Here is a 19152-nt window from a genome sequence, read left to right as displayed (position 1 = left end):
CGTAGCAAACGCATCACCAGGTCAAACGATGGTAGGCCAGTCTATCGGCGATATGGACGCCGAGTACGCCACGACGATTGCCGACCGGGCTATGCGGTTGATGGCGCAGCAGTCGGTTCCTCCCACCCCAACCAATTTTGCGGTCTGGTTCGAGTATTCCCTCGGCAATTCGCTGGCGCTGCGAAAGACGATCGACATCCTGATCGCCGGCAAGCGCAAATTCGACCCGGCGATCAATCACGAGCTCTACATTACCTATGTGACGCCACACTCCGGCGTCGATCCGCTCAGCGACCTTCCCGATCAATTGAGCGGCCTGATCGCCACCGCCCAGCAGTTCCTGAATACCGCCGTCACCGACCATCAAACCCACATCAAGGCACTCGGCGAAGTGTCGTCCGAGGCCGCTGGAACCAGCGATCCCAGGACGATCATTTCGAAACTGGTTGATGAATTGTCAAAGGCGACGTCGCGAGCCGCAACGCTGGAGGCCAATTTCGCGGCCACCTCGGAGGAACTGGACAGCATCCGCGACTCGCTGAAGGCGGCCGAGCAGCGCTCCAATACCGATGCCCTGACCGGGCTCGCCAACCGCCACTCGATGGATGAATTCCTCCGCCTCGCCCAGATCGCCGCGATGGAAAAGGACGAGGCGCTCAGTGTCTTCCTGATCGACATCGATCATTTCAAGAAATTCAACGACGATTACGGCCATCAGGTCGGCGATCAGGTGCTTCGACTGGTGGCCAAGGTCCTGCAGGAAGGTGTTCGCGAAGTCGATCTCGCAGCCCGCTACGGCGGCGAGGAATTGATCGCGGTGCTTCCGGGCGCCGATCTCGAGGCGTGTACGTCGGTCGCCGAGCGCATTCGCCGCCGCATTGCCGAAGCCAAGCTGACCCGCCGCGCAACCGGCAAGGAAATCGGCAGCATCACGGTGTCGATCGGGGTGGCGCAATTCCGCCTCGCCGAATCCGCGGACGCCATGATCGAGCGCTGCGACCGCGGGCTCTATCAAGCCAAGCGGCTCGGCCGTAACCGCACCGTGACGGAAACCGAACTCGAGCCCGAAGCCAGCGTGGCCTAGCGGGATCGTCCCAACCTCAATACGCCCATTGAATCCGGTCCGATTCACCTCCAGACCTGCCCTGTTTGGTAAAGAAGAAATTACCGCCCCCCACTTCGGCGCGGAACTATTGCCGCAATCCCGGCTTATCGCAGACGCCCTACAGCCGGGAGTATTCCATGAAAATCGCAGGGATGATTATGGCCGCCACCGCGGCCCTCAGCATCGCCGCTACATCGGCGCTTGCTCAGCAAACGCGAACCGGAATGGTGACCAGAATAGATCGGATCAGCGGCACCATCTCGATCAAGGATATGCCTGATGGCACAACCGGTGCGAACGACGGCGCCGCAACCGAGGAATTCAAGGTCCAGGACGGCGCGCGGCTGAACGCCCTGCACGCGGGCGACAGGGTGAGCTTTGCCGTGAGCGACGCAGCAGGGACCAAGACCATCACGAAGATCGACAGGGCGGACGCGGTCACGAAGATCGACAAGAAGTGAGATATTGCCGAAGCGACATCCATCTCGTGATGTGCCGCTTCGCCAAGAGAGTAGCAGGGCCCGGAGTGCCCTGAGCAAGATGTCGTTTCTTCAAAACGCCATCTTGCTTCGGGAGTCCGGGCCTCGCAACCTGAACCGGCCTTTCCAGATAGAGCCGCTCGGTACGGACTGCACTGTGAGGTAATCCCGCCGACTTGCCTTGATCTGCAGCAAGTCTCATTCCCGGAAAAATCCGGCGCCGGTTTCCTTTGGACTAGCGCGGCGGCGCCCGTTCGAGCGAAGCGCGAAGTTCGGCGACCGTCTCGTCGCAATATTCGTTCAACTTCTGGAATCGTTGCTGCAGCGCCCGAAGTGTCCGGGCGCGTTTCGCCGGCCCTTCCCGGTCAATGTTGAACCTGTTGGCGGGCGATGGACGGGACACCGCGGCCTCCACGAGGGCCAGCGCTGCTTGCAGTGATGTGTCGTAACCGTTGCTGGAAGACATTTTGCACGCCTCACAGAGGTTGAATCCAGCCGATTCGATCCGGTGGAATTTTTCGTGTGGTAGCGCGCTGGGCTTCCGACCTTGCACCGTGCAGTGTGTTGTTTGGATGCCCGGCCGGGGTCGATTTGGTGGCAAAAGATGGACGCTGGCCGCGAATACGCCGGCTTCCTCGTAGTCTTACGGACCTCCATTTCCACGATTAAGATGCAATCTACGGCCAATCTAGGCCGTGCTTTCCTTTGTTGTTTAGTGATTGTTCGATATGTCCGTACCGCATTCAGAGATCTGTCTGCCGCCGCGCTGCGAGAGTTGCGGCGTGGGCACGGTCAGGATCGGAAAGCTGCCCCGGATCGGATTGCGCCCACTCGTCTACGTCTACAAGTGCGACGCCTGCAACCGGATCACGTCGGTCGAGCCGGAGCGGCAGGAAGAAGCGGCCCGTCGCCGCCCAGTGTCGGCGCGCCGGCCGCGGCGCTAGCCGAGATGGATCGCATTTAAAATCGCGATTCCCCGACCCCGGGCCGGGTTTCCTCCCGGCGATGCCGCATGTAAAGCTTCGGCCGAACTTCTCATCAAGAAGAGGCTGGGGCATGTCCGAGGACTTCATTGGCGAACTGCGCAACGCGCTCGATAACGGCGTGGTGCTGTCAGGCGGCGACATCGACGCGCGCTATCATCACGATCTCGCCGGCAATCCGGCGCCGAGACCGCGCGCGGTCGTCCGCCCGAGAACGACGGCGGATGTCTCCGCGTTGCTGCGGCTCTGTCACCGCGAAGGGGTTCCCGTTACGACACAGGGCGGCATGACCGGGCTGGTGCGCGCCGCGTTGCCGAATGCCAACGAAATCGTGCTGTCGATGGAGCGCATGAACAGCGTCGAAGAGGTCGATGCTTCCGCCGGCGTCGCCATCGCGCAGGCCGGCACGCCGCTGCAAAAGCTGCAGGAGCGGGTCGAGCGGGACGGACTGATGTTTCCGCTCGACCTCGGCTCGCGCGGCAGCTGCACCATCGGCGGCAACATTTCAACCAATGCCGGCGGCAACCGCGTCATCCGTTACGGCATGACGCGTGACCTGATCCTCGGCCTCGAAGTCGTCACGGCCGACGGCACCGTGCTCAAGGGCCTGCGCAAATACATCAAGAACAATACCGGCATCGACCTGAAGCAGTTGTTCATTGGCAGCGAAGGCATCCTCGGCGTGGTGACGCGTGCCGCGCTGCGCGTCTTTCCCGCACCGGCCGAGCGGCAGGTGGCGCTGTGCGCCCTGCCCTCGTTCGGGCAGGTGACGGCATTCCTGCGGATGGCGCGGCAATGTCTCGGCGGCGAGTTGACCGCCTTCGAGGCGATGTGGAATGCCTACTACCGCCTCACCGTCGAACGCATCAAGGGCGTGGCCGGGCCGCTGCCGACCCACCATCCGTTCTATGTCCTGCTGGAAGCCTCCGGCAGCGATCCCGAGCGTATCCATGCCGACATCGAGAAACTGCTCGAGACGGCGATGGACGACAATCTGATCCTCGACGCCACGCTCTCGACCTCGAATGCATCCGCCGCCGCGATCTGGCGCATCCGCGATTCCAGCGTCGAGCTGGGCCGCAGCTTTCCCTACGCCGCGCGGATGGGCTTCGATGTCAGTCTCGCCATCGACCGGATGGAGGAATATGCGGATACGCTCGATGCACGCGTCAAGGCGATCGATCCGCAAGCCTTCACCATCGTGATGGGACACGTCGGCGACGGCAATTTGCATCCCAGCGTCCATCACGAACATACGCCCGAGAAGCACGATGAATTCGAAAAGCTGGTCTACGACCTCACCGGCGAGTTCGGTGGCTCGATCTCGGCCGAACACGGCATCGGCATCCTGAAGCGGCCCTATCTGAAAATGAGCCGGACCGAGGAGGAAATCGAAACGATGCGCACGCTCAAGCGCGCGCTCGACCCGAAGAACATTCTGAACCCCGGGCGAATTTTTACGTTGTGACGAGGTTTTGGGCGGTCACGCCAAACCGGAAGCGCGGCAACTGCCCCTCACCCCTTGAAATCATACTGCTTGCAGAGGTGGTCGCCGATCTGGACCAGCATGGCGACGCATTCGGGATAACCCGGTTTGGCGATCGTGGCCTCGTCGGCCTTGGCGCGAAATTCCCAGCTATCGCCGTCAGGGATCACCGAGATCGTGATGCCGTCGGGACAATCGACGTGGACTTTCAACTCGGCTCGCGCCATCGCAATGAGTTCGGCTTCGGTTTTGGCGGGCTTGCTCATCGTGACGGCGTCCTCCGGCAGGTTTGTTACCTGCAGGTTGCCGCTTTGACGCGCATCTGTCGAGGGGTGACGGACCGACGCGCCATCTCGTCGCGCTCGACGGCCGGCCCGCCATCAGGATTGCGGGCGCCGTCGGGGCGACCGCAGCGCGGTACGTTATTGCGCCGCGCTTGCCGGCCTCGTTTCGGCGATGACCCGCAGCGAAGCGGTTTTTTCCGTGTCCAGCTCCGAGCCGGTCGCGATCGGGTCGGCCGGAGACGACGGTAACTTCGGAATGTGCTTGGTGAATATCCTGATGACCCGGCCTTTGATCACAGGCACCCTGTCGAACATATCGGATGCGATGCCTTCGACGGCATCCCGCAACGCCAAAAATTGCGCCTGCCTGGCGATGCTTTCCGTACCCTTCACGCCTCCAAGTTCGTCCAATGCGGCGTCGCTGATCTGGCACTCGACCGTATCGGCGGCGTTCAGCATGGTGAACCTGAACGCCAGGCGTTCATTGTCGTGCCCAATAATTCGGTCCCGGGTCAGCGGCATCGGACGGCCAGTTTTGGACGGTTAGCTAGGGACGATTGCGGAGAGCGCCAAGGCGACGCCGACGTCTTGCCTAATTCGTCAACTGGTCAAAAATTGGCCGAACCTGCGGCCAAATCCGCTACTTCCCCGGCTTCCTCAACTCGATCCGCCTGATGCCTGAAATCGCGGGCAAGGCGCCGGTATGGACCGGCTCGGCCCCGGACGTTTCCGGCGATAGCGGCGCGCGGGCGGTGGCATCCGGGAAGCGGATCTTCATTTCGCGGATGAAGCCGTCGAGCGTGTCGACACTGGCGGCCATCTTGGCGATCAGGGCGAACTCGGCGCTGTTGGAGGCGGCCGGCTTGCTCGCCGTATCGAAAGCAGACCGGTCGGCCTCACCGTTCATCAGGGGCGCGTATTTTTCGCGGAAACGGGCCAGGCCGATCGCGTCGCCTGCCAGCGCATAGCCGACCACGGCCCGGATCACGTCGCTCTTCTCGGCGGCGTCCAGCGGCTTGAAATCCCGCCAGCGGTCGCCGCAATACAGTTCGATCTGTTCGGAAGCCTCCCGCCACTGCCGCGACGCCCAATAGATGTCGGAGCGCAGCCGGATCGCTTCGCGGCCGGTGATGTTGGAGATGATGTCGAGCGCGAGATCATGGCGACCGATGTCGCTCTGGGCCCGTGACTCGAGGAGCAGCCGCTGCTGCCGCAGTTCGCCGGAGAGATCGGAGATCCGGGTCAGGCGCAGTGCCGCAATCGCCCGGTCCGGCTTGCGGTTCGTCAGGTAGACCATGGCAAGGCGCGCCGCCACCTGCGCGCGCGCGGCTCCCTCAAGCCGCTTGTCGACCTGATACTGCAGCAGTTCGGCGGCCTGGTCGAGCAGATCGACCGTCGCAAGCCGGTCGGCGAGGCGGCGGATCATTTCGTCGCCGCGCCGGCCGATCGGCGTCAATTCGCGAAACTCATAGAACATCGCGAGCGCGTCGACCGGCTTCATGTCGTCGCCCTTCGAGCCGAGATAGATATCCGCGAACAATGCGGACGCCGCATCCTGGCCCTGCCGCGACAGTTCGGAATTGGGCTGCAGCCTCGTCGCGGTCTTGGCGGCGGCGAGCGAGTCGGCATAGCGGCCGCTTTCGGCGTAGATCTGGGCCATCTTGTTCAACGCCTTCAACTCGACCGCGTCGCCGCGCCAGATGACCGACAACGTCTCCAGCTCGCGCAGCAACTCGGCCTGGCCAAGTTCGCCGCGCCTGTGCCGCAGCAGGGCCTCCAGCAGCCTCGCCTCCGCCGACGCCTCCCGGTCGGGGGACTGCGCCGCGTACCTGTAGGCGTCGAGCGCGTCCTTGTCGTGCCCCAGCGCCTCGGCGAGCCGCCCGCGCAGCACCGCGATCTCGGGCTTCGCCTCGGTGGGAATACCGATCACCTCGAGTTCGCTGCGCCGCCGCGACGCCCCGGCATAGTCCTTCACCTCAAGCGAGGCCCGCATCGCATCCGTGGTGACGATACGCTGCAGTTCCAGCGGCAGCGCCGCGATCGAGAATTCGGCGTTCTTGAACTTTTCGCGCGCGTCCGCCCATTTTTCCTGACGGGCGAACGCAAACCCTTTCCACAACTGGGAATCGTAACCGTTGCCGATCGCAGGACTTGCGAGATCCTTCAGCGCCCGTTCGGGATGGCCGATCAGGATGCTGGCGACCGCACGCACCATCAGCACGGCGGCATCCTCGTTCCCCTGATTGGTGTCGGAGATGATGAGGTTGGTCACCCCCCTCGCTTCCTGATACATCCCGCGCGACATGTAGAAATTGGCAAGCTCGAGGCGGGCTTGCGCCTTTTGCTCAGGTCCCGCGGCGCCCGCGGCCTTGCTCAACGCATCCAGCCTGGGAAGAAATTTCTCGTCTCGGTTCTTGCGCCATTCGTTGGCGTCGAACAGCGGCCTCACCGCCGCGGTGGCACGTTCGGCCGCGACGTCGGCGGACGACAGCGTCAATCCGCCGGGCCGTCCAAGCATCACCTTGTCGCCGCCGACCTCGGCGTTGATGTCGTCGGAGTTCGGACGCACGACCACGCCATGCACGGATTCCAGCAGTGATAGTTCGACGAAGTCCTGCCGCTTGATGAGGCCGCGGGTCGGCGGTGGCGCAGTGACGACGAGCAGCGTATCGCCGGCGTCGGGATCGACCAGCCGGTGCATCGCACCAGCATTGGCCAGCGGCACGGTAACATTGGCGAGCGCGGGATCGGTGATGTTCCGCAGCACCATCAGCGGCAGCGGTGTCGTCTGGCCGCGGTCGGCGAAGGTCAGCGTCCACTCGGCGCCGTTGGCGCGGCCTTCGCTTTCGAGTGAAGGAATCTGCGGCCGGTTAAGGCGGATGCGGATGGCCTGGCCCTTTTCGAGCGGCAGCCGGCTGACATCGCCGATGACGGCACCGCCTTTGGCGCGGATCGGTTCGATATCGATCGGTTTGGCATGGTCGAACACCAGCCACACCGTATCGGCACGGCGGAACAGCGCAGCCGGGGTCGGCGCGGCAAAGGAAAACGTCACGCGCAGGCCGTCGCTGTCACGCTTTGCCTCGACGGTGACGGCCTTGTCCCTGGCGCCGCTTTCCGGCGGCGGACTGGATGCCGCCGGTGCGGCCTGCTTCGGCGGCTCCGCAGGCGGTGGAGCCTGCTTGGGCGCCACGGCCTTCGGCGCTTCCGCGGCGGCGGCCTGGACCTGTTCGGCGGGCTGCGCCACCTTCGCGGCTTCCGCCGGCGGCGATGTTGTTTCCGGTGCGGCTGCCATCTTCTCGGTCGCGGAAGGCACGTTGTCCTTGGCCGGCGTCACTTTTTCGACGGCAGGCGTTGCAGCCTCGGCCACGGCCGGCGCTTCGGTCGCCTGGGCGGGCTTGATCTCGATCCTGGCCTGCTCGGCAATCGTCTCCGAAGTAGCAGGCGGAATCTCCGCCGGCTGTTGCAGCGGCGGCGATTCCTTCAGGGCCTTGTCGCGCGAAATCCGCAAGGCAGGGCCAGGTTTGGCCGGTACGTCCGGCTTGACCTCGGCTTGCGGCACGGCCAACGCAGGCTTTTCCGCCTGCTGGAAGGCGACATCGATCACATAATTCTTTTCCTCGCGGAAGGAATGCACGTCGACCTCGCCGATCAGCACGATGTCGACTGCGGAAGAGTCGACGTCGGCCCGCTGGTTGATCGAGGCGATGTTCGGCGGCGCCGCCACCTTCGCATCCGCCAGGTCGAAATTGAGCACGCTGTTGAACTGCAGCGTCAGCTTCTGATCGTTCAGCACCGACGACACGTTGACGCCGTCGGGCATCTCGAACACGAAGCGGACGAAGGTTGGCTGCACCGAGGCGCGGACCCGCACCGGCGGCTTCTTCTTCGCGGCGTTGACCGCCATCTGCGCGCGCAGCGCGCGTTCGGCGGCCCGCGCCCGTCCCGCCAGTTCGCGAATGACTTCGGCAGGAAGCGAGGGCGGCGGGCCGGTCCAGCTATCGGGCAGGAAATCGACGAAGATCCGCTCCCCCGCCGTCATGGTGTTGACGGTGGCCCGCCGTGACAGCGACAGCCGGATCGCCGTGCCGTCGGGATCGCGCCGCGCCGAGCCGACGTAATCGGGAACGGCATCCGACAATTTGTCGACGGCAATATCCACCGGGCGCTTGAAGTGGATGATGATGATCGAACCCGCGGTCGAAACGTCGGATTCGACGTCCTCCGCCAGCTTCAGCACCAGTCGGGCGAAGCCGCCGCCGGACGTGAACGTCGCCTCACCCCGGACCGGGTCGTCGGCCCGGCAGGCTGGTGAAAACGTCAGGCTGGCGAATAGCAGAGCAAGAGCAAGCGGTTGGTGCCAATCGTGAAGGCAACGCCTCACCGCCCGCGCCAATGCGCGGCCCGGCGACCCAGTTCCAGCGGCAGCCCTTCGCCCCATCCAGAAGATCTCGTGCCTCAATGAATTCAGCGGGCGAAGCGCTCTCGCCTGCACGTTGAATCTTGGATTGGCCGGCTTAAGGCTTTGTTAACGTCAACTTATTGATTTCGTTGAAGGGGCGATCCTGACGACCGGCTGCGTCGTAATCGGGCTCTTTTCGCGACGGGTCCGGCACGCCGGAAGGCCCCCGGACTGCGGCTATTGCCACCGCGCCGACGCGCGCATTGATCTACATCATAATCTCACGAGCGGATGGAACCAACATCAGCCATCCCGTCTTAGGGAAACAATGGACCCGGGATGCAGGGCCGGTAGTCAATCAACCAACGCGCCCGGGTCGCCAAACCTGCCTCAGGCAGCCAATCGGAGTGCGTGAAATGGCAACCCAGATCGTGATGGATCGTACTGGCGACACCCGGCATACATTCGACATCCAGGATCGCGCGGAGGTCGAAAAGGCCGAGCGGCGTTTCAGGGATTTGACCGGCGCAGGCTTTACGGCGGCCGTTCGATCGGGGCCCGGCGAGCAACGGGTTATCCGCTCGTTCGATCCGACCGCGGAGGAAACACTGTTTTATCCGCGTCTTGTTGGTGGCTGACGGCGGTGACCCAGCAGATCGTCCTTGCGATATGCTCGTTCGCCCTGGCCTTGCTTGGCACGCTGCTGCTTTCGGCGCTTTCACTGGTCGTGGCGCGATCTGGTTCCTGCAGCAGATCGTTCCGCTTCGAAACTGAGGCACGGGCGCTGACCCTGTTGAAGGGTTGGCTCTCGCCGAAGCAGCGTGCCTGCTACGAGCGATTCCGGTATTTCGACGTCACCGGCAGCGATACCGGGACGCGCTATCGGATCCATCATGGCACGCAGACCAACATCGAGGAACTCAGCAGCACGGGCCACCATGTCTGCAAATGGTGCTTCGTTCCGGATGGCGACCTCGTCGCGGGCGATGTCATGCTGGCGCAGAAGATCGCCCTTGAAACCAACGAGCGCGGGGCGCTCAGCGTAGCGCATCGCTCGTTTGTTTCGAATGGGCCACGGAGATTCTGAGCAGGTCTGACCGCTGGTGCCTGGCGCCCTTTTGCCCGGCTGCCCGCGTTAGTTGGGCCGTTGCTGCAGGATCTTGCCTTCGATTTTCGGCAGCTCGGCCGTGGACGTGGATTTATCGGTGCCGGCGCGGCGGGCCAGTTCGACCGTCAGCCGCTCGGCCGCTTCTGGCTGCATCAATCCTAGAATGTCCGACATCTTGCGCGGCGCGATCTGCGATGCGATGTCGTAGAGCACGGACATTTCCAGCCGGTCGAACACCTTGGCGGCGTCCTTTGGCTTCATGCCCTCATACATCGTGATGATGCCCTTGAAGCGGGCGGCGTCCTGCTCCGCCTTTTGGCCCGTCGCGGTCGATATCTTTGCTTCGGTGGCCTTCATTTCCTCGACGCGGCCCTCGATGCGCTTCTCGGCGGATTTCAAAAGGCTTTCGCGAATTTCGATTTCACGCGCCCGCTGCTCCAGTTCCTGGCGCCGCGCCTGCAGCCGCTCCAGGATGGCGCGCTCCGACGGCGACACCGATTGCGGGTTCTGGTCGGGAAACACCACGACGCCATCGGGCTTCGGTGCCTCGGTCGCGGGAGCGGCCGGCTTCGGCGCCTCTTCCTTCTTGACCGAACCGGTGATGTCGGCGGTATCGGCCTTGGCGCCGTTCGGATAACCCAGATTATCCTGCGCCCATGAACGCTTGGCCGGCTGGCTGACCTGATAGTCGAACACATATCCGCCGTCGATCACGAGACCCGCGATCTTCAGCACGGCAAGGCCGAAGATCGCGACCAGCACGACCGGAATGACGCGGATGTCGCGAAAGGGCTTCATGCGGCGAGGCCACTGGCCCTTCTGCGTTCGGAGAATGCTTCAGCCGCCGCGGCAACCGCCCTGGCGGTAGAGACCTTGGGTGCCGCCGGTGCTGCGGGTTCGGCCTCCTGCGAGGGCCGTGCCGCGATCGCGATCTTGGACAGCCGGCGAATGATGCCGTCGCCTTCGGCGAGCATGTTCTTCAAATTCCCCGCCATCTGCGTCGCCGCCGTAAGCTGGCTGCCGAGATTTTCGTTGACATCCCGCACGGTGTGCTTGAGGCCGCCGATCGCCCGCTCGGCAATTTCGGTCGCGGTGATCAATTCGGCGATCGTGGCCTTCAGCGAATGCTCGTCCGCCTTGAGCCGCTTCAGCCGCTTGTTGAGCAGCATGCAGTAGCCGATCGTGAGCATCAGCAGCACCGCCACCAGACTCTCGATCACAATGCCAAGGGAATGACTCATTGTGCCTCCATCAACTTGGTTTGTTCGTCGGCCTTCTCGAACATCGCGAAGGTGGTATTGGGTTTACGCAACTGCTTGGTGACGCGAATGGCGACGCGGTCGCCGACCCGGCCCATGCGCCCTTCGGTCAAAAGAACGTTGCCGCAGCGGACCTGCACCAGCGCTTCGGGGCGCATCTCCAGCGGCAGGGTGTCGCCGACCTTCAGCTTCATCAGCTGCTTCAGCGGAATGTCGGCTTCATACAGCACGGCATCGACCGATATCTCGGCCTGCGCCACTTCGGTCGCGAAATGGCCTTCCCAGATCGGATCACGGCCGAACTTTTCGCCCATGAACATCTGAAGCAGAACCGGGCGGATCGGCTCGATGGTCGCATAAGGCAGCAGCAATTCGACATTGCCGCCGCGGTCTTCCATGTCGATGCGCAGCCGCACCAGGATCGCGGCGTTGGCGGGCCGACTGATCGCGGCGAAGCGCGGATTGGTTTCCAGCCGGTCGATCGAGAACGTCACCGGCGACAGCGGCCGGAACGCCTGCTCGGCATCGGCCAGCACCACCTCGACCAGCCGCTTGACCAGGTTGGTTTCGATCGTGGTGTAGGGCCGGCCCTCGATGCGCAGCGAGGTCTGGCCGCGCCGGCCGCCGAGCAGCACGTCGATGATCGAATAGATCAGGCTGGAATCGACCGTCGCAAGGCCGAAATTTTCCCACTCCTCGGCCTTGAAGACGCTGAGCACGGCCGGCAAGGGAATTGAATTCATGTAGTCGCCGAAGCGGACCGAGGTGATACGGTCCAGCGAGACTTCGACGTTGTCCGAGGTGAAGTTGCGCAGGCTCGTCGTCATCAGCCGTACCAGGCGGTCGAACACGATTTCGAGCATCGGCAGACGCTCGTAGGACACCATCGCGGAATCGATGATGGCGCGAATGCCGGAATGGTCGTCGAGATTGACGTCACCGACGGTGAAACCGAGCAGGTTGTCGATTTCTTCCTGCGACAGAACCCGTTCGCCGGAATTCTTGTTGCCGAACTCGCGGCCGCCATCCTCGACCATCGCCGCCCATTGCAGCGCCATGCTCTCGGAGAGTTCATTGGCGGCGGCTTCTTCCGCGGCCGCCGATGGATCTTCGGAGTCCAGGGAGGCTTCCCATTGCGCGGCAATGGCGTCCTGGTCCATCTGGTCTTGGTTGCCGGCCATGATGCTAGATCCGTCCCATCACTGCACGACGATTTCCTTGAACAACACGGCGCTCACCTGCTGCGGCGCCACCGCGTTGTTGACCCGCTTGGTCAGTTCTTCCTTGAGGCGAAACAGCCCGGCCGAACCGTTGATGTCGGAGGGGCGCAGTTCGCGCAGATAGGTCTGGAACAGGTCGGTGACGCGCGGCAGGTTCGGCTTGATCGCCTCGACCTGCTTGTCGTCCTTGATCTCGAGCACGACCTTGACGCGGAGATATTGCACCCGCTCGCCGGGAGCCCCGACCAGGTTGACCATCATATCGGGCACTTCGACAAAGGACGGCGGCTTTGGCGGCGGCGCTTCGGCGTGCTTCTCCTCGCCATGGCCGCGCATCAGGAAGAACCCGCCGGCGCCGGCGCCGAGAATTGCGATGAACCCGACGGCCGCAATGATCAGCTTGAGCTTGCTCTTTTTGGACGACGCGGCTTCTGCGCCGTCTGCGCCTTCCGCCTGCTCGTTGTCAGCCATTGCCCCGCCCGCTTCGATTTCCGAAAACGAACGCGGTTGCCACCAGCCTGGGTAACGAAGCCCCCACAACGCGAAACAAAAGCCGCCAGCGCACACGCGCTCTCTATAGCTGCAACGCTAGGGTAGTAATGGTTAACGGAACCTTTCCCATTCGCACCCAAGTAGGAAAAATCTGCCGGGCAAACATGGTCAACAAGACCTTTCTGCCGCCCGCCTCGCATCCTGAAAAACGCCTAACCCCTTACAAACCCGGTATTTCCCGACTTGGCACGGCTTTCGCTGAGTAACTGGCGTGACCTGCCGGCTTGGGAGAGCCCAAAGGTTTACGACGGATCCGGACCACGGGCTTGGGAGAGCCCGCCTCGGATCGATCAAGGGGAGAACCACCGATGGAGAATATGCTTCTCGTCGGACTTTCGCGGCAGATGACGCTGGAACGGCAGATGGATGTCGTCGCCAACAACGTCGCCAATATCAACACGACCGGCTTCAAGGCCGACCGGTCGCTGTTCGAGGAATATCTGCGCTCGCCGGCGCACGAAGACAATTTCGCGCGTGCGGACCGTCGCGTCTCCTTCGTGCAGGACCGCGCCACCTTTCACGATTTCGCAGCCGGCCCCTCCGAGCAGACCAAGAACCCGCTCGACGTCGCGATCGACGGCGGCGCCTTCCTGGCGGTGCAGACGGCAGCCGGCGAGCGCTACACCCGCGACGGCGGCCTGCAGATCAACAACCAGGGCCAGCTCGTGACCGCGAGCGGCGATCCGGTGCTGGGCAACTCCGGCCCGATCGTGTTCCAGCCGACCGACAAGGCGATCAGCATCGCAGCCGACGGCAATATCACGGTCCTCGAGGGCACCGGCCGCACCGACTCGGTCCGTGGCAAGCTGCGGCTGGTCTCGTTTGCCGATGCGCAGAAGCTCGTCAAGGAAGGCAGCAACCTCTACTCCGCGGGCCAGGGCGTCGCCGCCCAACCCGACACCACCTCGCGCGTCCGCCAGGGCTTCATCGAGAAGTCGAACGTCAATTCCGTCCACGAAATGAGCCGCATGATCGAGATCACGCGCACCTACACGCAGATCTCGGCGATGCTGCAGCAGCAGCACGATCTGCACCGAACCGCAGTCGATAAACTCGCCGACGTTCCGGCATAACCGTAAGGCATTGATCGATGCGCGCCCTTTACACAGCAGCGACCGGCATGGCGGCACAGGAACTCAACGTTCAGGTGATCTCCAACAACATCGCCAACATGCGCACCACCGGCTACAAGAAGCAGCGGGCGGCGTTTCAGGATTTGATCTACGACCACGTGCGCCGTGTCGGCGCGCAGGCTTCCGACCAGGGCACCATCCTGCCCGTCGGTGTCGATGTCGGCGGCGGCGTCAAGACTGTCGGCACCCCGCGCCTGATGAGTCAGGGCACGCTGTCGCCGACCGGCAACGACCTCGACGTCGCGGTCCGCGGCGAAGGCTTCTTCAAGATCCAGGTGCCCGACGGCACCTATGCCTATACCCGCGACGGCTCGTTCATGATGGACGCGCAGGGCCGCGTCGTCACCGCACAGGGCAACCCGGTGCAGCCGACGATCACGATCCCGCAAAACTCCTCGCAGATCACCATCAATGCGCAGGGCCAGCTGACGGTGATGCTGCCGGGCTCGACCACGCCGACCCTGGTCGGCCAGATCGGCCTGACGCGCTTCATCAACAAGGCCGGCCTCAACCCGATCGGCGACAATCTGTTCACGGACACCCCGGCCTCCGGCACGCCGCAGGACGGCATCGCCAACACCGACGGCTTTGGCGACATGCAGCAGAGCAATCTCGAACAGGCCAACGTCGAGGTGGTGACCGAAATCTCCGACCTGATCGCCGCCCAGCGCGCCTATGAGATGAACGCCAAGGTCGTCAGCGCGGCCGACCAGATGCTGCAATCCACCTCCAACATGTTCCGCTAAGGACTGGTCATGATCGCCCGCACCCTCCTCCTGGCCACAGCCCTGATTACCGCATCGAGCGCGGCCGCGGTCGCGCAGACCCGGGAAACCTTCGCGAACCGCAACGCGATCGCCGCGCCCGTGCTGCGCGCCAACGTGCAGGTGTCCGGCGATCTGGTGCGGATCGGCGACGTCATCGACAATGCCGGCAGCGCCGGGCAGATCGCGATCTACCGCGCGCCGGATTTGGGCACCACCGGCTCGCTGCCGGTCGCGCAGGTGCTCAACACCCTTCGCGCCCATCAAGTGATCGGCGTCGACACCCGCGACCTGAAGGAAATTTCGGTGACGCGCCTGGCTCGCACGCTCGAGGGCAAGGATATCGAGTTGCAGGTCGCCCGCGCGCTGGAGCGCCGCAACGGTCTCGGCGACGCCGCCAATCTGTCGCTGACCTTCGACCGCGACCCCGGCGACGTCAGGCTGGACGCCGGCTTCGCCGGCGCCATGCAGGCCGCCATCGTGCGCTACGACAACCGCAACGGCCGTTTCGACGTCACCTTTGAAATCGGCAGCGATAGCGGCGCTGCCGCGGCCAAGCTGCGTTTCACCGGCACGGCGATCGAGACCGTCGAAGCCGCGGTGCTGGCCCGCAATATCGAGCGCAATGAGGTCTTGAAATCATCCGACGTCGTGGTGGAGCGCCGCCCGAAGGCGGAAACCGGCACCGACGCCGCCGCGCGCGACCGCGCGGTGGGCATGCAGGCTCGCCGCCAGCTCCGCGCCGGCCAGGCGATCCGCACCGCCGATCTCGCCAAGCCCGACCTGGTGCAGCGCGATCAGAACGTCACGTTGATCTACGAGGCGCCCGGAATCTACCTCACCATGCGCGGCAAGGCGCTGGAAAACGGCACCGAAGGCGACGTCGTCAACGTCATGAACCTGCAGTCGAAGCGTACACTGTCCGGCACCGTGACAGGCCGCGGCCAGGTTTCGATCACGCCGGTGCCGCCTCGTCCGCCTCAGACCAGCGATGCCACCTCCTCGCCCGGCGCAACACAACCCGCGCCCGTCGCGGTCGCTACCGTCAGTTCGTCAGTCGCTCCAAAAGCCGAGTAATGTAAATGTCAGTTATCCGTCTCAACCGCATCATTCTCACCGGTGCCCTGCTGTCGCTGGCCGCCGTCGCGAGCGGTTGTTCCTCGATCGACCGTCTGTCCCAGATCGGCGAAAAGCCGAAGCTGACGGAGATCGAAAACCCGACCACGCAGCCCGGCTACAAGCCGGTGCAGATGCCGATGCCGAAGCCGGAACAGGCGTCCTATAATGCGAACTCGCTGTGGCGGAACGGTTCTCGCGCATTCTTCAAGGATCAGCGCGCCGCCCGTATCGGCGACCTGCTGACGGTGACCGTCAACATCACTGACAAGGCCAACATCGCCAACGAGACCCAGCGCAGCCGCACCAACAAGGAAGATTCCGGCATTACCGATTTCATCGGATCCAAGACGATCACGCAGGCAAACAAGATCCTGCCCGGCCGCATCCTGACCGCGGACTCCACCGCCTCGAGCGACGGCAAGGGTTCGGTCACCCGCCAGGAAGCGCTGCAGACCAATGTCGCCGCCGTGGTCACGCAAGTCTTGCCGAACGGCAATCTCGTGGTCGAAGGCAAGCAGGAGATCCGCGTCAACTTCGAAATTCGCGAACTGATCGTCGCCGGCATCGTCCGCCCCGAAGACATCCAGAGCGACAACACCATCGATTCCTCCAAGATCGCGCAGGCCCGCATCGCCTATGGCGGCCGCGGCCAGATCACCGACGTGCAGCAACCCCGTTACGGCCAACAGGTGATGGACGTGCTGCTGCCGTTCTGAGTTTCATTCGAGCTCCCACATCTCGTTGCGAACCTAGGCGCGACGGAGATGTTCTACGCGGCCCTCGTCAGCTCCCCTGGCGAGGGCCGTGGTCGTTTCTCGATCACGCATCAGGTCCGGCGACTTCTGGCCATCAAGGCGAAAACCACGGCTAGCGCCGACGTTGCCATGTCGGAAGCAGTCATCGCTTTTGAACGAAAAATGGCGAAACCGAATAAATGCTACGCGCACCGCGCGATTTTAGTGCGAACGATGGCGCAGGCGGCTCTTGTCGATGAGCAAGGCATTGGCGTTGAAATAACGGTTGGGTTCGCAATGAGCCGTCCGTCCTGAAGCGGTCGCCTGGCACTGCGCGTAGCTTGAGAAGCTGCACTCGCCGGCCCCGCCGGGGAAATCATCACCTTGGATGCAGTATGGATAGTTCTGCGCTCCCGCCGGGGTCAAGCCGGTTGCAAAAATGGCTGCGGACGTCACGAGAGCAAGAAATACGGTACGCATTTTTCTCTCCTGCGGTTTCAAGTCCCCGCGCATGTGCTAGGTCCGATTGCAGCCCCGTAGCATGAAGTACTTCACATCGCCCCGCTCACTGTTAGGTGACCGGTTGCGTGAGTGCCGAAAACAGGCGGGATGCTTTCCCAACTCCTCGCCCACGATCCCGCCCTTCGCTGTGACCGGCGGACAGCGCTCGGTACAAAACGTAACTCAGGAACTTCGCCACGCACGCATCACGCTGCGTCAATGCGCAACGTCTGCTTTCGGAACGCTTTCGTGTGCCCTTCGTTTTTCCTTCATCTCGCATCTGGAGGAGAACCCATGGCATTGGAAGCAAACGAAACCGGCAACCTGATCGGCAGCGACAAGGTTGAGGGAACTGCGGTCTATGGCGCCGATCAAAACAAGATCGGCTCGATCGAGCGCGTCATGATCGACAAGAAGAGCGGCAAGGTGTCTTACGCCGTGCTCTCTTTCGGCGGCTTTCTCGGCATCGGCGACGACCATTATCCGCTGCCCTGGCAATCGCTGAAATACGATACCTCCCTCGGGGGCTACGTCACCGGCGTGACGGAAGCACAGCTCAAGGGCGCACCGCATTACCGCAACGACAACACCTGGAACTGGAGCGACCCGACCAGGACCCGCGCCGTCAACGACTATTACGGCGTCGCGATCTGATCGCGATCACACCTCGACTTCCGAAGGGGCCCGCCTCGATGGCAGGCCCCTTGCGGACGCAGGTGCGTTCGCGCGTCAGCACAGAACTATTCCTGCTGCTTTGCGTTGGGGATCTAAAGAGGCAGAGCAATGGGAAAATTCTTCTTGATCATTATCGCCATAAGCGTCGCCGTTTTGCTGGCGACGAGCGCGTATGTCATCAGCCTGTGACGGTGATGCGATTGCCAACAGCCCGACTAAAAGGCGCCGGCTGCGAGGGACGCGGCGATAGTTGCCGCTGCGAAGAACCGAAACGGCGCTTTCGCGTTTTAAAAAGACAGGCTCCAGCGCCTCTCGGGGGCGAAAGATTGCGCCGAAGCCTGCCAAGGTTACCGTATGTCTAGCGACACAATTGCATAATTTTCCCGATCGAGAATCGTTCCTTCGGACGTCACTTCTTCGTCGTCCCGCCTGGAGAAGTCGCATCGCCCTTCTTCATGCTGCGATCGTCGCGAACGATGCGGTGGGCTCCGGTGTGCAAGTTTGTCGCAGGATGGCGCGCAAACGAACGTCGCTTATAATCGCCTACGCCAGGACTTCGGTCGCCAGGACTTCGGTCGCCAGGACTTCGGCTGGCAGCGCGTGCCCACCCGATACGATTGGTTAACGAGGCTGCGACGGCGAGATAAGGGGGCTCTGGTATCCGTTATTAGCGCCACGGAGGCGAACCGTCTTCGCGCCCGGCCAAGCTTTCAATTAACCACCAGCTCTCCGGCGTGTATCTGCCACAAACACACACGCGAGTGTAGGTGCACGGCGACCTGGCATTCCCCGGGCCCTCTTTCCTTTTTGATGGAACTGGTTAGCATGACCGTGGGTGGAGCGAGCGCGGCGACACGAACGGACGGCCCCGTTGTCGTTCGTCCGCGCGGGCAGGCGATCGAGTATTCCAGAGACAGCAGTGATGGACACGACAGGTCGCGGCGTACTGGATACCCCGCAGGTGCGGGGTATGACGATCTCCTATGCGGCGATGCTTCTCTTCCTCGCGATCCTCATCCCGGCCTCGCCTGTGTTCGCCGAGCCGTGCAGCAGGCCGGCAGCACGCTCCAAGATTGTCGAGACGCTCCCGCTCGCTTCGGAGCAGCGGCCGCTCAATATCACGTTCCGCACCCACGCCGACGGCGTGAAACTGTCGGTTGGCCTCAAGTCGAAATATCCCGACGATATGACCATCATTCTGCAGCATGACTTCGAGCAGCTGAACATCAGGGACGACCGCTTCGAGGTCTTGCTGCGGCTGATGGGGGCTCGGGAACGCCTCTCGGTGCCCTTCACTGCGATCAAGGCATTTTGGGATAAATCCGAGCTGAAGTGCTCCGACGGCTGA

Annotated in this window: 21 protein-coding genes; 12 read left to right on the top strand and 9 right to left on the bottom strand. The window is 63.1% G+C overall.

Annotated features, from left to right (window positions below):
- The first annotated feature begins 100 nt into the window (after positions 1–100).
- Together V1283_RS05235 and V1283_RS05230 are read left to right on the top strand one after the other, a co-directional pair.
- Positions 101–1084: a GGDEF domain-containing protein gene (locus V1283_RS05235; RefSeq protein WP_334392956.1), complete on the top strand. Its 984-nt coding sequence runs from the start codon at positions 101–103 to the stop codon at positions 1082–1084.
- 158 nt (positions 1085–1242) lie between these two features.
- On the top strand, positions 1243–1566 hold the full coding sequence (locus tag V1283_RS05230; RefSeq protein ID WP_334385386.1) for a copper-binding protein: 324 nt from the start codon (positions 1243–1245) through the stop codon (positions 1564–1566).
- 253 nt (positions 1567–1819) lie between these two features.
- Here the strand turns inward: V1283_RS05230 and V1283_RS05225 are convergent, their stop codons facing one another.
- A complete protein-coding gene (locus tag V1283_RS05225; RefSeq protein WP_334385385.1) occupies positions 1820–2050 on the bottom strand; it encodes a hypothetical protein in 231 nt (76 codons plus the stop codon).
- Between the two features lie 262 nt (positions 2051–2312).
- Between V1283_RS05225 and V1283_RS05220 the strand changes: the two genes are divergently transcribed.
- Both V1283_RS05220 and V1283_RS05215 read left to right on the top strand, forming a co-directional pair.
- Positions 2313–2528, top strand: coding sequence for a hypothetical protein (locus V1283_RS05220; protein WP_334385384.1), 216 nt, complete (start codon positions 2313–2315; stop codon positions 2526–2528).
- Between the two features lie 112 nt (positions 2529–2640).
- Positions 2641–4035, top strand: coding sequence for an FAD-binding oxidoreductase (locus V1283_RS05215; RefSeq protein WP_334385383.1), 1395 nt, complete (start codon positions 2641–2643; stop codon positions 4033–4035).
- Positions 4036–4082: 47 nt separating this feature from the next.
- Here the strand turns inward: V1283_RS05215 and V1283_RS05210 are convergent, their stop codons facing one another.
- From V1283_RS05210 to V1283_RS05200, 3 genes are all read right to left on the bottom strand, one after another.
- Positions 4083–4319 carry a hypothetical protein gene (locus V1283_RS05210; protein WP_334385382.1) on the bottom strand — a complete coding sequence of 79 codons (237 nt, stop codon included), beginning with the start codon at positions 4317–4319 and terminating at the stop codon, positions 4083–4085.
- Between the two features lie 156 nt (positions 4320–4475).
- Entirely contained in the window at positions 4476–4859 is a 384-nt protein-coding gene (locus V1283_RS05205) for a DUF1488 family protein (RefSeq protein ID WP_334385381.1), read from the bottom strand.
- A gap of 118 nt (positions 4860–4977) precedes the next feature.
- Positions 4978–8778, bottom strand: coding sequence for a tetratricopeptide repeat protein (locus V1283_RS05200; protein ID WP_334385380.1), 3801 nt, complete (start codon positions 8776–8778; stop codon positions 4978–4980).
- Between the two features lie 377 nt (positions 8779–9155).
- Between V1283_RS05200 and V1283_RS05195 the strand changes: the two genes are divergently transcribed.
- Both V1283_RS05195 and V1283_RS05190 read left to right on the top strand, forming a co-directional pair.
- Positions 9156–9377, top strand: a complete 222-nt coding sequence (locus tag V1283_RS05195) for a hypothetical protein (RefSeq protein ID WP_334385379.1) — start codon at positions 9156–9158, stop codon at positions 9375–9377.
- Positions 9378–9460: 83 nt separating this feature from the next.
- A complete protein-coding gene (locus tag V1283_RS05190) occupies positions 9461–9826 on the top strand; it encodes a hypothetical protein (protein ID WP_334392955.1) in 366 nt (121 codons plus the stop codon).
- Positions 9827–9874: 48 nt separating this feature from the next.
- On the opposite strand, the gene V1283_RS05185 is transcribed toward V1283_RS05190, so the two are convergent.
- Genes V1283_RS05185 through fliL form a run of 4 tightly spaced genes read right to left on the bottom strand, consistent with a single transcriptional unit; the run spans position 9875 to position 12797 of the window.
- Positions 9875–10645 (bottom strand): MotE family protein, encoded by a 771-nt coding sequence (locus V1283_RS05185; RefSeq protein WP_334385378.1) that lies wholly within the window; start codon positions 10643–10645, stop codon positions 9875–9877.
- On the bottom strand, positions 10642–11088 hold the full coding sequence (locus V1283_RS05180) for a DUF6468 domain-containing protein (protein ID WP_334385377.1): 447 nt from the start codon (positions 11086–11088) through the stop codon (positions 10642–10644). The genes V1283_RS05185 and V1283_RS05180 overlap by 4 nt, the downstream gene beginning before the upstream one ends.
- Entirely contained in the window at positions 11085–12287 is a 1203-nt protein-coding gene (gene fliM / locus V1283_RS05175; protein WP_334385376.1) for a flagellar motor switch protein FliM, read from the bottom strand. The genes V1283_RS05180 and fliM overlap by 4 nt, the downstream gene beginning before the upstream one ends.
- An 18-nt stretch (positions 12288–12305) precedes the next feature.
- Positions 12306–12797 (bottom strand): flagellar basal body-associated protein FliL, encoded by a 492-nt coding sequence (fliL, locus tag V1283_RS05170; RefSeq protein WP_334385375.1) that lies wholly within the window; start codon positions 12795–12797, stop codon positions 12306–12308.
- 389 nt (positions 12798–13186) lie between these two features.
- Between fliL and flgF the strand changes: the two genes are divergently transcribed.
- Genes flgF through flgH form a run of 4 tightly spaced genes read left to right on the top strand, consistent with a single transcriptional unit; the run spans position 13187 to position 16610 of the window.
- Entirely contained in the window at positions 13187–13951 is a 765-nt protein-coding gene (gene flgF, locus V1283_RS05165) for a flagellar basal-body rod protein FlgF (RefSeq protein ID WP_334385374.1), read from the top strand.
- Positions 13952–13968: 17 nt separating this feature from the next.
- Complete coding sequence (gene flgG, locus V1283_RS05160) at positions 13969–14757, top strand: flagellar basal-body rod protein FlgG (protein WP_334385372.1); 789 nt, start codon at positions 13969–13971, stop codon at positions 14755–14757.
- A 9-nt stretch (positions 14758–14766) separates the two neighbouring features.
- Positions 14767–15852, top strand: coding sequence for a flagellar basal body P-ring formation chaperone FlgA (gene flgA, locus V1283_RS05155; protein ID WP_334385371.1), 1086 nt, complete (start codon positions 14767–14769; stop codon positions 15850–15852).
- A 5-nt stretch (positions 15853–15857) separates the two neighbouring features.
- Complete coding sequence (flgH, locus tag V1283_RS05150; RefSeq protein WP_334385370.1) at positions 15858–16610, top strand: flagellar basal body L-ring protein FlgH; 753 nt, start codon at positions 15858–15860, stop codon at positions 16608–16610.
- 240 nt (positions 16611–16850) lie between these two features.
- Here the strand turns inward: flgH and V1283_RS05145 are convergent, their stop codons facing one another.
- Positions 16851–17108: a DUF3551 domain-containing protein gene (locus tag V1283_RS05145; RefSeq protein ID WP_334385369.1), complete on the bottom strand. Its 258-nt coding sequence runs from the start codon at positions 17106–17108 to the stop codon at positions 16851–16853.
- Between the two features lie 315 nt (positions 17109–17423).
- On the opposite strand from V1283_RS05145, the gene V1283_RS05140 reads away from it, so the two are divergent.
- A complete protein-coding gene (locus V1283_RS05140; protein WP_334385368.1) occupies positions 17424–17783 on the top strand; it encodes a PRC-barrel domain-containing protein in 360 nt (119 codons plus the stop codon).
- A gap of 892 nt (positions 17784–18675) precedes the next feature.
- Positions 18676–19152 carry a ClpXP protease specificity-enhancing factor SspB gene (locus V1283_RS05135; protein ID WP_334385367.1) on the top strand — a complete coding sequence of 159 codons (477 nt, stop codon included), beginning with the start codon at positions 18676–18678 and terminating at the stop codon, positions 19150–19152.

Origin of the sequence: Bradyrhizobium sp. AZCC 2262 (genome assembly GCF_036924535.1) — a bacterium.
Classification (GTDB): Bacteria; Pseudomonadota; Alphaproteobacteria; order Rhizobiales; family Xanthobacteraceae; genus Bradyrhizobium.
The sequence above is the reverse complement of the archived record's forward strand: the minus strand, read 5'-3'. Positions and strand labels throughout refer to the sequence as shown.